Origin of the sequence: Tepidibacter mesophilus, assembly GCF_002724055.1 — a bacterium.
In the GTDB taxonomy this organism is placed as follows: Bacteria; Bacillota; Clostridia; order Peptostreptococcales; family Peptostreptococcaceae; genus Tepidibacter_A; species Tepidibacter_A mesophilus.
The window spans coordinates 131,964-147,447 of record NZ_BDQY01000004.1; the positions used below are offsets into that span (position 1 = coordinate 131,964).

Here is a 15,484-nt window from a genome sequence, read left to right on the forward strand (position 1 = left end):
AAATTAAATAGATATATTTACTATAATATATCATAAATTAAATAGTAGATATTCTTTTTTAACTTTATTCCTTTTCCGTTTTATTTATAAAGCCAAATCTATCTTTTGAATCTTTTGTATATTCATTTAATTTATTCAGATTTATCTTCCACAAATAAATCACATAAGGTATAAATAAAGCCATTAGTATAGGCATATTAGACATTAATATAAAATTAAATATACCATGAAGTATTATAGGCATAGTTAAAGATTTTCTCAGATATTTTTTACAAATGCGATCATCCATAATACAGTATTTTGCAAGAGACAAGTAATAGCCCATAGTTACTCCATATAACATATGGGACGGAACTGAAAATAAACCTCTTCCTATTCCTACAGTAGGATTCGAACTAAATTTAAAGACAACATACATTATATTCTCTACCGTTGCAAATCCTAGGGATGCAAAAGTACAATACACTATTCCATCAAGCTTTTCATTGAAATGAGCACTTTTAAATGCACTATTTAAAACTACTAATCTCTTAAAATATTCTTCTGTGCAAGCAGCCACTATAAAGGCTGTATACAAAGGCCACATTATGCCTGAAAATACATTAAATCTATCTAATATTTTTTCAACTACAATAGTCGGAATTACTGATAAACACCCCAGTATAAATACCTTTATCAAAAGTTCTGGTGGCTCTTTATCATACCTATCTGTAAGATAGATTCCTATTAAAAGTGCAAAAGACGGCGCTATAGCTATAATCAAAAGTCTAATATTCATAATCTTCCTCCAAACTCTTTATTTAATCTTATTATTCCCAAAATCACTTAACAAAATATGATTTTTTTCATATTATATAATAATTTAATTTAGGAGGGGTAAAATGGAAATTTATAAAGTCAATAAAGGAGACAGTCTTTACGATGTCTCAAAGAAGTTCAAAGTTTCTATAGATGATATAGTAAAAAGCAATAATCTTCCATACTATGATAAATTAGCTGTTGGAATGAATCTTCTAATACCTTCAAATTCCAATAAATCTAATAAAAACTTTTTCGAATATAAGGTAAAAGTTGGTGATTTCCTATATAAAATTGCTAAAAAATTTAATGTGAATTACCAAAATATAATAAATATTAATAATTTAAAATCTCCATATGTAGTTTATCCTGGTCAAATCATTAAAATTCCTAGCTCTAAAACACGACAATCAATTTCTACACTACCGTTTTTTCAACCAGGAAAAGATTATGAAAAATATTATGATTATATAACACAAATATCAGATGAATTGACTTATATGGCTATATTCGATGTAAGAACTGACAATACTGGCAATTTAATAAATGAAATTCCAAATGGTCTGTCTAAGTTTATTTTAGATAATAATATAAGTCCGCTTCCAGTTATAACTAATTTTGACGGAGTAAATTTCAATAAAGATTTAGCAAGAGAAGTTTTAACTAACAATATGGATACATTAATAGACAACATAGTTAGGTTAACTATTGATAACAATTACGGTGGAGTTATTTTAGATTTTGAAAACCTATATCCAGATGATAGATCTCTATTCAATGAATTCGTAAGAAAACTCTCAGATAAGCTTCATCAAAATGATAAAGTTTTAGGTATGGCTATTGCCCCTAAATGGGAAGATTGGCCTGATAGACCTTGGGTTGGATTCTTTGACTATGAAGAATTAGGAAAACACCTAGATATAGCATATATTATGACTTATGAATGGGGATGGGTAGGTGGAGATCCTCAGCCCATAGCTCCTCTTCCTAATGTAAAAAAAGTACTTGATTATGCTATAACTAAAATGCCTAAAAATGTAATCTATATGGGAGTAAATTTATATGGATATGATTGGCTTGTTTACAAATATAAGCAAGAGTCTGCAAAAACAGTAACACTTGAAAATGCGTATAAATTAGCAATAGATAATAATGCTCAAATAATGTGGAATAACCTGTCTAAGACTCCATACTTTAGATATACGGATAGTAATAACGATCTTCATGAAGTTCATTTTGAAGATGCTTTAAGCCAATTGTATAAGCATGAACTTGCAAGAGATATGAACCTTGAAGGTATTGGTTATTGGGTATTAAATACCGAAATAGCTCCTACGTGGTATATCCTAAACAACTTATTCGAAGTTAGGAAGGTGATGTAATAATGGCAGATGGTAGCTTATTGGTTCAAGTCATAGATAGTAAAACTAAAACTCCAATACCAGATTGTAGAATTAATATTTACTCTACAGAAACTGAAACTCAACAAACTTTAGCACAGAATGTTCCAACAAATATATCTGGTCAAACAGCAATTATAAATTTGCCAGCACCTGATATTGAATATTCACAAGAACCATCTGACGTAAAGCCTTATAGCGACTATTTAGTAGAAGTTATAAAAGATGGATATATAGATGTAGTAGTGGAGGGTATTCAAATACTTCCAACTGAACTTTCCATTCAAACGATAGAGCTTAATAAAATAGAAAATCCTAGACTTATGAGACAAGAAACTGAAATTATAGTTATTGGTCCACACACTTTATGGGGAACCTTTCCCCCAAAGATTCCCGAAGCTCCAAATAAGATTATACCTCCACCTTCAGGATTTGTAGTTTTAGATTATCCTCAAGTTCCTGAATATATTATAGTGCATGATGGTTCCCCAGATGATGCCTCTGCTCCTAACTATTGGATTAGATATAAAGATTATATCAAAAATGTAGCATCATCTGAAATATACTCAACATGGCCAATAAGTACAATATACGCAAATGTATGCGCTATAGTATCATTTACTTTAAATAGAGTTTTTACAGAATGGTATAGAGGAAAAGGTAAAAATTTCACCATAACATCTTCAACAGCATACGATCATAAATGGATATATGGTAGAAATATATTTGAAAATATAAGTTTAGTTGTAGATGATATATTCAATCTATATTTTAAAAGACCATCTGATAGAAGACAGCCTCTTCTTGCTCAATACTGTGATGGTGTTCAGGTTCAATGCCCTACATGGATGACTCAATGGGGTAGTAAATATCAAGGAGACCTTGGTAAATCTTATGATCAGATATTAAAATATTTTTATGGAAATGATATAGGTTTTGATAGAGCTCAAGTTGTAACGGGAGTTCCTACATCATATCCCGGATACACTCTAGGAATTGGCTCAAGCGGAAGTGAGGTTAGAACAATACAAACACAGCTAAATAGAATATCTAACAACTACCCTGCTATACCTAAGATGAAAGTAGATGGTGTATATGGAGACTCAACAGCTGAGTCTGTAAGAGTATTTCAAGAAGTTTTCAGGTTACCTGTTACAGGAACAGTAGATTTTAGAACCTGGTTTAAAATTTCTGATATTTATGTAGCTGTAACTAAAATCGCAGAATTGAACTAAGTTAAAGCCTACGTCATCATGACGTAGGCTTTACTTATTCTTTATGTCTCTTAGCACTTTGTGAATATCTCCATCTGAATACAGATCTTATATTCTCAAATGTGTTTCTAAGATTTAGTATTCCATACCCCCAAGATACATTAGGATATATCTCTCCTTTTCTTCTATCAGTTCCCCTTATGAGATATGTTTTTACCTTTTGAGTGTACATTTTAGGGTCATTTCCTTCAATTATTCCCCATTGCAATAACAATGCAACCGCACCCGCTACATGAGCTCCCGCAGCGCTGGTTCCAGTTATAGTTGCGTATCCCCCGCCTGGATATGTTGAAGTTATATTGACTCCCGGTGCAACCAAATCCGGTTTTATTCTGTCGTCTCTAGTTGGTCCCCTTGATGATGCTCTATAAAGACTATTATCATCATTGTTATATGCACCAACAGTTATAGTAGCTTCTGCTGTTGCAGGAGTTACTATAGTTCCAAATGGGTCTGCCTTTAAAAACTCCGTATCCTGTGCTAAAAGCTCTTTACTAGGCAGATATACATCAAACTTTCCATCGACTATATAATCACCATAAACTCTTATAATCCAATTGCCAGGTTTTATATCTTTAAATAAGATAGATATAAATTCATCTCCTGTTAATTCATCTGGAAATCTATATGTTATATATACTTCTACATCTTCCATTGTAAATTTAACAAGTTCTGTCTCATTTAATTTTGCAGGTATTTTATCTATAATTTCTCCTGTTGGGGATACAAGAGCAACAGATAACCTATCTGGCTTTTTCCCCCATATCTGAACTTCTAAATCACCTTGATTATCTCCTACTCTAAGCTCTATATCTTGATAGTCTCCACTATTTTCAATTCTACCACTGTAATGAGTTTTTGTATCTGCTTCATTTCCAGCGGCAGCGACTGCTATTACTCCCTTATCTCTTGTGAGCTCATATATATAACTTTCAAGCATAGTTCTTCCATCATGACTTCCCTCGTTAGTTCCAAGAGATATATTTATCACTAATGGTTTGCCAAGTTCTAACGCTTTTTCATATGCATATCTTATTCCAAGCATTAAATCAGATGATTTATAGTATTTATCATCATATTTATTTAATTTTACAACTATCAACTCACTATCTGGCGCCACCCCTACATATTTATCATCCTCACTTCCTCTTCCTGATATTATTCCAGATACTAGTGTCCCATGCCCTGTTTCATCAACAGTATCTAATTTCTCTCCTGTTTGAATAGCCTCATCTATTTCTTCTCTTGTATACTCTCTTCCAAATAAGAACCCTTCAGGAGGATCTCCTTCCAGTGTTTGATCCCATATACTTACAATTTTCGAAGTATCATCTTCATATATAAAGTCAGGGTGAGAATAATCTATACCTGAATCTATAACAGCAACAAGCACATCTCTTCCTGTTAAAGGTATATATGGATTATTATGAAAAAACTTAGCTCCTATATCTTCAACACTTGTATCTAATAAAGGTACCATTTTATATGCTCTTTCGTAATATGCAATTCCTTGTATTTCATTAAATTTATTTTCATCAAAATCATCTGGGACATAAACAATAGCGTACCTATCTGCTATCATTTGTATATCATTTATACCATTTTCTATTAATATATCTTTTATATTTTCATCATCATATTGTATTATATATTCTTTTGTATTAAATCTACTAAATTCTATTTTATTTCTATACAAACTTCTTGATCTTACATTTTCAATATCTTTTAAATTCAATGTACCATACCCCCAAATTTCATCTGGATATTCTAAAAAACTTTTATCTCTTGTAGCATTCTTCAATATTAAAGCTTTAATTCTATCTGCATATAAGAAGGGGTCGTTTCCATCAACTATACCCCATTGCATCAAAAGAGCTATGCTTCCAGCTACTTGTGGCGCAGACATACTAGTCCCTGACAAAGAAGCTAATCCCCCTCCAGGAAAACTAGATACTATATCTTCTCCAGGAGCTACTATGTCAGGCTTAACTACATTTCTTGATACATCACCTCTTCCTGAGAAAGATGAAGCTGTATTTGTTGTATAATCATAGCTTCCAACAGATATGACTCTTTGTGCTGTAGCTGGAGTTGTTATCGTAAGCTCTATACTCGGATCTAAAAATTTAGTATTCTCACTTAATTTTTCCGATATAGGCAAATATAAATCAACATCTCCTTCTACAACCTCTGTAGCATCAATTATTATCTTCCATATACCTTCTTGAATATATGGATTACCTTGTAGATTAATTCTAGCCTGTTCTCTTAATGTATATGGTGTTGGAGGAACAAAAAAAGATATCATCTTAGTATTTCCTAATATTGCATTTATTTCACCTGAGTATTCTCCTATATTAGGACTAGATATACCTGATGGACTTACTACTTTAAAAGTAAAATCATCAGAAAACTTTTTCCATATAGCAATATCCAGTTCCCTTTCTCCAGGTCCTACAGAGAATTCAATTGGCTTAGATACATCCTTTTGAAGCTTTACATACTTATGATGCCCTTTATCTCCCTCATTGCCAGCCGCAACAACTATAGAAGTTTTCCACCTTAATGACATATCATCTAAATACTCTTCAAACAACGAAGTTCCATCATGAGGCCCTTCATTAGTACCATAGCTTATATTTATAACAGCTGGTTTACCTAATTTTTCTGCTTCATCTATTATATACTTTACAGCCCTCATAAACTCTGTTGTTCTAGCAAACGACTCTATCCCTTTGCTACCTACCTTAACGGCTATTATATCGGCATCTGGCGCTATAGAAGATGCTATCCCAGATACATGTGTGCCATGACCTACCTGATCTATAAAAGGAATACTCTCCCCCTCCTCAAGTGCTTTGTTAATATCTTCATTAGTGTAAACATATCCTTGTTTAAATCCATCTGGGGGATTCCCTTCTCTAGTCTGATCCCATATACTTATTATCTTTGATCTAGAATCTTCATTAATAAAATATGGGTGTCTATAGTCTATTCCCGAATCTATAATCCCTAATATAACTCCATCACCTGTAAGACCAGTAGTACTTTTGAAAGAATCTATTCCACTTGCTTCAGAACTAGTTAAGCTAGGACCCAAAACAAAGGGTCTCTCTATATATTCTATTTCTTCATAATCTAGTAATTTTGGTATATCTTCTTCTTTTAAAGTAATTATTGCAAATCTTTCGTTCAAAAGCTCAACATCTGCATCTAGTTCTTCTTCTAGTTTTAATAAATCACCATGATATTTAACTATAACTTCAAAATCCAACTAATTGCCCTCCCTTATCATATAAATTAAAACTTATATTATAATTGTATGTGTAAAAATCAAAAACAAGCTTTTAAATATCTTTTTTTGGGATATAAATATAATATGATATATATAAAGGAGTGTTAAAAATGAGTTTTAATAAAATAGATGATAGAAATAATGAAAAACCTAATGATCCACATAAAATTTTAATATATGGATATTCTGACCAAGATATTATTAAGTTTGAGACATCCTTCAAAGATATTGGTGAAAATAATTTTGTATTTTTAAATAAGTCATATTTAAATCAAAAAGTGTATGATATAGTTACTTCGAATAATATTAATCAAAATAATAATTCAAATCAAGATTTTCCAGATATACCTTTTATACTTTTAAGTGGTTTTTCTAATAAAGAAGTTATAGATTTCTTTAATTTTATAAAAGAGAATAATTTCGCCAAACCACTGGTAGCACTACTAACTAAAACTAATAAATCGTGGTTTTTAAAAGATTTAATAAAAGATGTTTATCAAGAGCATATGATTATGATAAATAAAAAAAATAAATAGATGTATATGAAATATAAAGTTTGACAATACTAAGTATACGTGTTACTCTATATAAGTAATATAGTTACAGAATATGAGTAACGTAGTTACAGAATAATTTTTTTGGAGGATTTTTAAATGAAAACAGGAATAGTTAAGTGGTTCAATAGTGAAAAAGGATTTGGTTTCATAACAGTAGATGGTGGAGAAGACGTATTCGTACATTTCTCAGCAATCCAAACTGATGGATTCAAAACTTTAGAAGAAGGACAAAAAGTTGAATTCGAAGTAACTGATGGACCTAAAGGACCTCAAGCTGCTAACGTAAGTAGAGTATAATAAATAATTATATATTTTAATATATATTTATTTCAAGGAAAACCTAGTATAATCTAGGTTTTTTCTTTTTTTGTATTTTTTTAAATAAAAGAACCAGCTCCGAAAATTCGAAGCTGGTTTTTTATAAAGAATACTTTTTAATTTTAACTATTAGGATTTGCATCTATTACATACTTGGCTATATTAGAAGCATGGTCGCCTATTCTTTCCATATTACTTATTAATTCTAAAAATATTATTCCCGATTCTATACTACATTTATTATTATTCAATCTATATATATGATTCTTTCTATATGATTTCTCCATCTCATCTATTTGTTCTTCTATCTTTAATACACTTAAAGCTAAATCTATATCTGCATTCTTCATAGAATCAATAGATGTCTTATATGCTAACATAACTTTTTCAAACATAACTTTTAAGTCTTGTATAGCACTTTCAGAGAAAACTATCTCTTTTTCTATAACTTCTATAGCAAGTTCAGCTATATTATCAGCATGATCTCCAACTCTTTCTATATCACCGATAGTATGGAATAACCCATCTACTATTTCTCTATGATTTACAGATAAATCTTTATTTGATAATTTCATTAAGTATTCTGTAAGCAGTTTTTGTAATTCATTTATTTTTCTTTCTTTTGCAAACGTTTCATCTACATCTTTTCTCGATCTATTTAAAACTGCATTCATAGATGATTCAAACGACTTTCTAGCAGTCTTACCCATTCTTAAAGCCTCTCTTATAGAGTTCGAAAGAGCTATAGATGGTGTTTCAAGAATTCTATCATCTATATACTTAGTAAGCTTGTATTCTTTTTCATCTTCTTTTTCAGGTATTATAGTCATAGCAATTTTCACTATAAACATTGCAAAAGGAAACTGTATTATAACATTTATAATGTTGAATAAAGTATGGGCATTAGCTATTTGTCTCGTCACATCAATAGGGTTAAGTTTAGTTACAAGCATAGTTATAGGTGCCCTTAAAACAAAAGCAAATATAGTAGTACCTATTATATTGAATGTTAAGTGCATAATAGCTGCTCTTTTTGCATTTTTACTAGCTCCTATACTAGATAACAGCGCAGTAATACACGTTCCTATGTTCTCTCCATATAATATAGGAAGTGCTGATGATAAAGGCATCAACCCTTCAGATGCAAGAGCTAAAAGTATCCCCATAGAAGCACTACTACTTTGAACTATTACAGTAAGTCCAAATCCCATTAATATACCTAAGAAAGGATTATGCCCAAAACTTACTAATGCATCAGTAAAAGCCTTAACCTCTCTTAATGGCTTAACGGCATCCTTCATAAAATCCATACCTATAAATAATATACCAAAACCTATTAGTATCTCTGCAAATTTTTTATTTCTCTCATTAGACGAAAATAAATATATTATCATACCAATTCCAACAGCAACTGGTGCTATTTCAGTTAATTCAAAAGATACAAGCTGAGCTGTAACTGTCGTACCGATATTTGCTCCCATTATAACACCTATAGCTTGAGTCAATTGCATTATACCTGCATTAACAAATCCAACCACCATAACAGTCGTTGCACTACTACTCTGTATCACAGCAGTAACAAAAGTTCCAACTAAAACAGCCATAAATCTATTACTTGTTAACATCGCTATTATCTTTTTTAATTTTTCTCCTGCTGCCTTTTGAAGTCCTGCTGCCATTAGATTCATCCCATATAAAAATAATCCAAGACCGCCAATTACTCCTAATGCTATTTCTAAAAACATATTATTCCTCCTCGATAGTCCTCATAAATGTAATTCTACCTTCTAATTCATCTTAACAAAATAGAATGTTAGTATTGTTAAGTTTAAGTTAAATATAAGTTAAATAAAAGTTAAAATCAGCATTGTTTAACTTATATTTAATATTGTTTTCATATAATAGTGTTGATATGTATAAAAAAATTCGTTTTATTCTATCACATACCTATATGTACCCAACTAGTGATACTAACTACGTTTCTAAAAAATAGTTAATATCGTAGTTCTTTCATAAGTATTACCACAAATTGAAAATTATATAATCTACTTAAACATAAAAAAGACTACTTTAAAATTATTTTAAAGTAGCCTTTTTTATGTTTAAGCTGTTTCTTCTTCGAAGAATTCCTCATCTACATATTCTATTGTAATTCCTAAGTATCCATATACTATAGCCACTACAGGATTAATTAGGTTTAAAAATGCATATTGCATATAAGCAAACGGATGAACTCCAAGTGTCGTTGACATATAAGCTCCACACGTATTCCACGGAATCAATGCAGAAGTTAGAGTTCCTGAATCCTCAAGCGTTCTAGATAGATTCTTAGGATGTAATCCTCTCTTTCTATATGCATCCTTATACATTCTACCCGGCACAACTATAGATAAATATTGATCTCCAGTAACTAGGTTAGTGAATATACAAGATAATACAGTAACAAGTATTAATGATCCTGTCCCTTTTGCTAACTTTAATATATTAGCTGCCATACACTCAAGCATACCTGTACTTTCTAATATACCACCAAAACTAAGGGCACATAGTATTAGCGATACTGTTCCCATCATACTATCAAGTCCACCCCTACTTAATAGTTGGTCAACCACATCAACTCCAGTATTAGATACAAATCCACTTTGAGCTGATGCTAAAATACTTTCAAGACCTGCGCCTTGGAATACTACAGCAAATATACCTCCTATTATAGTTCCACATACAAGCCCAGGTATAGCTGGAACCTTGAATACAACAAGAGCTATAACTAAAAGCGGTGGTATCAATAACATAAAGTTTATATTAAACTGATTATTTAAAGTGTTAAGTATTAAATTAATACTTTCAGAATCAACCTCTCCTCCAGAATACTTCATCCCAAGTATTCCATAAATCACAAGTGCTATTAAAAACGAAGGTCCAGTTGTATATATCATATGTCTTACATGATCAAACAACGTAGCTCCTGACATCGCAGGCGCTAAATTAGTTGTATCCGATAAAGGAGACATTTTATCTCCAAAATAAGACCCAGATATTATAGCTCCTGCTATCATAGGTTCTGACATTCCAAGTCCTTTACCAACACCAACAAGTGCTATACCAACAGTACCAACAGTTGTCCAAGATGATCCAGTTGAAAGCGCTACCACTGCACATATTATAGCAGTTGCAACCAAGAATATAGATGGTGATAATATTTGAAGTCCATAATATATCATCGTTGGAACAACTCCACTTAATATCCAAGTACCTATAATAGTTCCTATTATCATAAGTATTAATATGGCTTGCATTCCCATATTTATACTTTTTAACATTCCAGTTTCTATCTCTTTCCAAGTGTAACCTATATAAGTTGCAACAAGACCAGCAATAGCAGATGCTGCTATTAATGGTATATGTGGAGATGACTCAAATTTAAATACTGCTATTGCTAAAAATAATACCAATGAAATTATCGGTATAAGTGATACTCCTAACGTTATACGTTTTTTTTCACTCATAATAACCCCCTAATTTTTTCGCATAATATTTTGTTTATTAATCTTTGTTTTTTTGCTCATTTACATATTATGAAATAAATGAGACTTTTAAATTTAATTAACCTTATTCTATTAGTTTTTTAAATTAATTTTTCTATATTTTCTTGATTAAACACCCTCTTATTATAAGTTTTTGTATACAATCGTTTCATTTATTATACATGATTAATAAATTTTTGTCAATTCCAACAACTTTTATAATTATCTAAGATTTTTACTTCGGCTTTTTAATTCAGTCTCAGTATTATATATAATACTAAAAAAAGACTCTCAGATTTCGAGAGTCTTTTTTATTAAAAGTTTTTCATCATTTTTCTTTGTCTATTTCCTCTTTGATTATCTTGATGGATTTCTTTTATTTTATCTGCTGTATCTTGAGATATTACTCCAGCCTCTACAAGCTCTGCTAATCCTTCTCCTTTTTCTTTACGATTCTCAGTAAAATATGCTTTTCTTTCTTCCGCTGTCATATCTTTAATTTTTTCCATTTCTGCTTTTCTTTCTTCCATTTTTTCAGCACTAAACTTTATCCACTTGTCAGCTTCATCTTGAGTTATTATACCATCTTCAACTAATTTATTTACTCTTTCTTCATGCTTTTGTTTATTTAAATCTACCTTCATTTGATGCATCTTATCTTGTATTTCATCTGCTCTTTCTTGATTTAATACTCCTTCTTCAACTAATTGCGAAAGTCCTTCACCTTTAACATGATTTTCTTTCATATATTCCATTCTTTCTTGTCTTGTCATATCCTTAGTAGCTTCTTGCATTTGATTTCTTTTTTGTTCACGGAAGTCATTCCACTTATCGGCTTCTTCTTGAGTTATAATACCTTTTTCAACTAAAGTATCCATGTCTTTATTAACGCCATTTCTATTTTGTTTAAAGTTACAATCTTTAGAACCGATTCCTTTATTCATTTGACTATTAATAGATGCTTTTTCTGTAGTATTTAAATTGTCCAATTCATTTGCAAAAGCAACACCTGCAATAGATGATAATACTGTTCCTCCTATTAAAACTCCACTAAGTAATTTTCTTACTCTTGAATTTGTTTTCATTTTTATTTCTCCTTTCGAATTCAGATATTTTATTTCTTACTCTTTATTCTAAAGAAGTTTTGTCACAGTTTTGTTACAATAATTTATATCTTTTATATATATTTTTTTAAATAAAAAATGTATATAAAATTTATAACTGTAAATAATATAAATAATCTACTGAGGAATTAATAACTTTTAATTAATTCCTAGATTAGCTCCATCAACTACCTCCCCCCTGTTGATGGAGCTATTTTATTTTACATAACCATTTATCACATTCACTTTCTATATCATCGTTTCCTAGTATTGCAGATACAACTGCATACCCTTGAATATCACACTTTTTTAATAAATCTATATTATCTAATTGAAGTCCTCCAATAGCAACTATCGGAATATCAATCTCTTTTCTTATGTTCTTAAGTGTTTCTATACTAACACTTTTAGCGTCCAGTTTTGTAGAGGTATTAAACATAGCTCCTACACCTATATAATCTGCTCCATTTAATTTAGCTATTTTTGCTTCTTCAATGTTAGATACTGATACTCCTACTATCCTCTCCTTACCTACTATAGATTTCACATAAGAAACGGGTATATCACTTTGCCCTATATGAACTCCATCAGCATTTGATATCATAGCAATATCAACCCTATCGTTTATAATAAACATAGCATTATACTTTTTAGTCAATGTTCTTAGCTTAATTGCTTTTTGCAAAAACTCAGCTCCAGTTGCATATTTTTCTCTAAGTTGAACAGTCTTAGCTCCACCTTTTAATGCATCTTCTATGCACTCATGAAAATCTCTTCCATCTAATATTTTACTATCTGTTACTATATAAAGACCATAATCCTTCATATTTATATCCCCTCTTTTTAATATATAGTCTCAACCTTTCCAAAACTTCGTATTTTATCTTCAGTAAGTGTATATATATTATCAAATAAATTTACCTTAAATGATCCGATTGCAATCCCACCTTCATCTGCTAACTCACCTGCTAATGACATGCACAATGTTCCCATAATTGCAGCATCCATATTATTATCACTAACTCCTAAAAAACTTCCTATCAAACTATTTATCATACATCCTGTTCCTGTTACGCTCTTTAACTTAGATGTTCCATTGTGTATTTTTACAACACTATCACCATCTACTATAATATCTGTTTTGCCTGTTATAGCTAGTGTGGCACTGAATTGTTTGCTTATTTTTTTTGGATATTCAATATCATCACATTCCTCATGAGAATCAACACCTTGACCATTTACCTGTTGTCCTCCTATGAATTTTATTTCTGCCATATTACCTTTGATAACATCAAATTTTGCTTCTTCTAGAAGTCTTTTTACTATTTCTTGTCTTTTATTTGATGCAAATACTCCGACAGGATCTAATACAAGTTTTTTGTTAATCTTATTTGCATATTTAGCTGCTTTTATAAATAAATCTAAGTAAGCAGTATTCATAGTTCCTATATTTATAACAACTGAACTTGCAATATTTATTACATCTTCTAATTCTTCATATGAATAGCTCATCAAAGGACTTGCTCCTATTGCCAAAGTCATATTTGCGCAATCATTTATAGTAACTTCATTAGTGTAATGAACTACTAATGGAGATACTTTTTTTACTTTTTCTATTAATTCGTACACTATTGATTTCCTCCCTTATCATATTCATAAAAGTGATGAACAGGACCTATGCCATGACCTATATCAAAGCTATTTTCTATCGCATTTGTTATATATTCCTTGCTATTTTTGACTGCTTGTTTTATATCATATCCATGAGCTAATTGAGTAACTATAGCTGATGATAGTGTGCACCCTGTTCCATGAGTATTTTTTCTATCAAGCCTTTTAGATTCGAATAATTCACATATACCATCACCCATTAATAAATCAACAGCATCACCCTCTAAGTGACCACCTTTAACTAATACATACTTAGGCCCAATCTCTAGTAATTTTTTAGCAGCTTCTTTCATATCTTCTAAGTTTTGAATATGTATACCTGTTATTTCCTCAGCTTCCATTGTATTAGGAGTTATGATATGAGCCATTGGTATCAGATGATGGATGAGGCTTTTCTTCGCTTCTGTTTTTAATAGAGAGTATCCACTCTTTGAAATCATAACAGGATCTATCACAAGATTATTAACCTCATATCTGCTTAATGTATCTGCTATTTCTTTTATTATTTGAGCACTTGAAACCATACCTATTTTCAAAGCCTTAGGAGGAATATCTTCAAATATTACTTCTATCTGTTTTTTTATTATCTCTTGACTAATCTCCTCTACAGCAAATACTCCTTTAGTATTTTGAGCTGTAATTGCTGTTATAACACTCATACCAAAAGTCTTAAGAGCACTGAAAGTCTTTAAATCAGCTTGAATACCGGCTCCTCCAGATGAATCAGATCCTGCTATTGTAAGTACTGGTACTCTGTAATTCTTTTTAATATTCATGAAAAATTCCCCCTATTCTCAAAAAGTCTAGGGGGAATTCTTTATATATAAATAAGTGATTTTGCAAAAAAAAATTGTATTCATAACGAATACAATTAATATGCATATACTAAAATCATTTAATCATAACTTCCCTACGTTGGTACTAACCAAATCAGGTTTAAAGAGTTAATAGACAATGTCTATTTCTCAGCCAAAAGGCACCCCTAGCTTTTTATTAAATTGTTTTAAACTTTTCTCAAAGTCTGGTTTAATTATACATCAAATCTATTATTTTGCAAATATATTATTTATCTTTGCATAAATTCTTACATAATCCAACCTTCTTTGTGCAAGCAACTTTGCTTAATCCACAGGAAGGACAAGATATCTTATCTTGACTATATTGTATGTTATACTCATTTCCACAGTCCATACATTTAAACTTACAGTGCTTAGTAGTGTAATGTCCTCCACTTATTCTTATAGCCTTTCCCTCTGTTAATGATAAGGCTACTTTTTTACGGGCACTGTCTATTATGTTTTGAAATGTCTGTCTAGACACTTGCATTTTCTTTGCACATTCTTCTTGGTTCAATCCTTCAATATCCTTAAGTCTCATAGCTTCAAGTTCTTCTATCTTTACCTCAACTTCTTCTATATCACATTTTTGTTTTCCAACTGGAACGAAATAATTATTTTCCGGAAAAAATTCTACTGTCCTAGCCTTTGTAGGTCTTGCCATAGTTATACCTCCCTGTACTGTATATGTTTAATTATATCATTTAT

At 30.8% G+C, this 15,484-nt stretch carries 13 protein-coding genes and 1 riboswitch; of the genes, 4 read left to right on the forward strand and 9 right to left on the reverse strand.

The genetic code is table 11. The features are described from left to right. Nucleotides 1–64: 64 nt before the first annotated feature. Nucleotides 65–778 (reverse strand): PrsW family intramembrane metalloprotease, encoded by a 714-nt coding sequence (locus Tmeso_RS04705; protein WP_099188792.1) that lies wholly within the window; start codon nucleotides 776–778, stop codon nucleotides 65–67. 103 nt (nucleotides 779–881) lie between these two features. Between Tmeso_RS04705 and Tmeso_RS04710 the strand changes: the two genes are divergently transcribed. Both Tmeso_RS04710 and Tmeso_RS04715 read left to right on the forward strand, forming a co-directional pair. Next, a complete protein-coding gene (locus Tmeso_RS04710; protein ID WP_099188793.1) occupies nucleotides 882–2,180 on the forward strand; it encodes a LysM peptidoglycan-binding domain-containing protein in 1,299 nt (432 codons plus the stop codon). A 2-nt stretch (nucleotides 2,181–2,182) separates the two neighbouring features. Then, complete coding sequence (locus Tmeso_RS04715; RefSeq protein WP_099188794.1) at nucleotides 2,183–3,433, forward strand: peptidoglycan-binding domain-containing protein; 1,251 nt, start codon at nucleotides 2,183–2,185, stop codon at nucleotides 3,431–3,433. A gap of 34 nt (nucleotides 3,434–3,467) precedes the next feature. Here Tmeso_RS04715 and Tmeso_RS04720 read toward each other — a convergent pair whose 3' ends face one another. Then, entirely contained in the window at nucleotides 3,468–6,746 is a 3,279-nt protein-coding gene (locus Tmeso_RS04720) for a S8 family peptidase (protein WP_099188795.1), read from the reverse strand. Between the two features lie 131 nt (nucleotides 6,747–6,877). Here Tmeso_RS04720 and Tmeso_RS04725 point away from each other — a divergent pair, with 131 nt between their 5' ends. Both Tmeso_RS04725 and Tmeso_RS04730 read left to right on the forward strand, forming a co-directional pair. Then, nucleotides 6,878–7,303, forward strand: coding sequence for a DUF3783 domain-containing protein (locus Tmeso_RS04725; protein ID WP_099188796.1), 426 nt, complete (start codon nucleotides 6,878–6,880; stop codon nucleotides 7,301–7,303). 117 nt (nucleotides 7,304–7,420) lie between these two features. Further along, nucleotides 7,421–7,621 (forward strand): cold-shock protein, encoded by a 201-nt coding sequence (locus Tmeso_RS04730; protein WP_099188797.1) that lies wholly within the window; start codon nucleotides 7,421–7,423, stop codon nucleotides 7,619–7,621. 143 nt (nucleotides 7,622–7,764) lie between these two features. Here the strand turns inward: Tmeso_RS04730 and Tmeso_RS04735 are convergent, their stop codons facing one another. The 7 genes from Tmeso_RS04735 to Tmeso_RS04765 all read right to left on the reverse strand — a co-directional run bounded on the left by Tmeso_RS04735 (nucleotide 7,765) and on the right by Tmeso_RS04765 (nucleotide 15,440). Then, entirely contained in the window at nucleotides 7,765–9,387 is a 1,623-nt protein-coding gene (locus Tmeso_RS04735; RefSeq protein ID WP_099188798.1) for a Na/Pi cotransporter family protein, read from the reverse strand. Between the two features lie 357 nt (nucleotides 9,388–9,744). Beyond that, entirely contained in the window at nucleotides 9,745–11,148 is a 1,404-nt protein-coding gene (gene nhaC, locus Tmeso_RS04740) for a Na+/H+ antiporter NhaC (protein ID WP_099188799.1), read from the reverse strand. A 332-nt stretch (nucleotides 11,149–11,480) separates the two neighbouring features. Beyond that, entirely contained in the window at nucleotides 11,481–12,251 is a 771-nt protein-coding gene (locus Tmeso_RS04745) for a hypothetical protein (RefSeq protein ID WP_099188800.1), read from the reverse strand. Nucleotides 12,252–12,480: 229 nt separating this feature from the next. Further along, on the reverse strand, nucleotides 12,481–13,095 hold the full coding sequence (thiE, locus tag Tmeso_RS04750) for a thiamine phosphate synthase (protein ID WP_099188801.1): 615 nt from the start codon (nucleotides 13,093–13,095) through the stop codon (nucleotides 12,481–12,483). Nucleotides 13,096–13,112: 17 nt separating this feature from the next. Beyond that, entirely contained in the window at nucleotides 13,113–13,898 is a 786-nt protein-coding gene (thiM, locus tag Tmeso_RS04755) for a hydroxyethylthiazole kinase (protein ID WP_099188802.1), read from the reverse strand. After that, the gene (gene thiD, locus Tmeso_RS04760; protein WP_099188803.1) at nucleotides 13,898–14,716 is read right to left on the reverse strand and encodes a bifunctional hydroxymethylpyrimidine kinase/phosphomethylpyrimidine kinase; all 819 of its coding nucleotides are present in this window, start codon (nucleotides 14,714–14,716) and stop codon (nucleotides 13,898–13,900) included. Before thiD ends, thiM begins: the two co-directional genes overlap by 1 nt. Nucleotides 14,717–14,830: 114 nt before the next feature. Continuing rightward, a riboswitch (TPP riboswitch) is annotated at nucleotides 14,831–14,934 on the reverse strand. A gap of 68 nt (nucleotides 14,935–15,002) precedes the next feature. Continuing rightward, entirely contained in the window at nucleotides 15,003–15,440 is a 438-nt protein-coding gene (locus Tmeso_RS04765) for a DUF134 domain-containing protein (protein ID WP_099188804.1), read from the reverse strand. Nucleotides 15,441–15,484 lie beyond the last annotated feature (44 nt).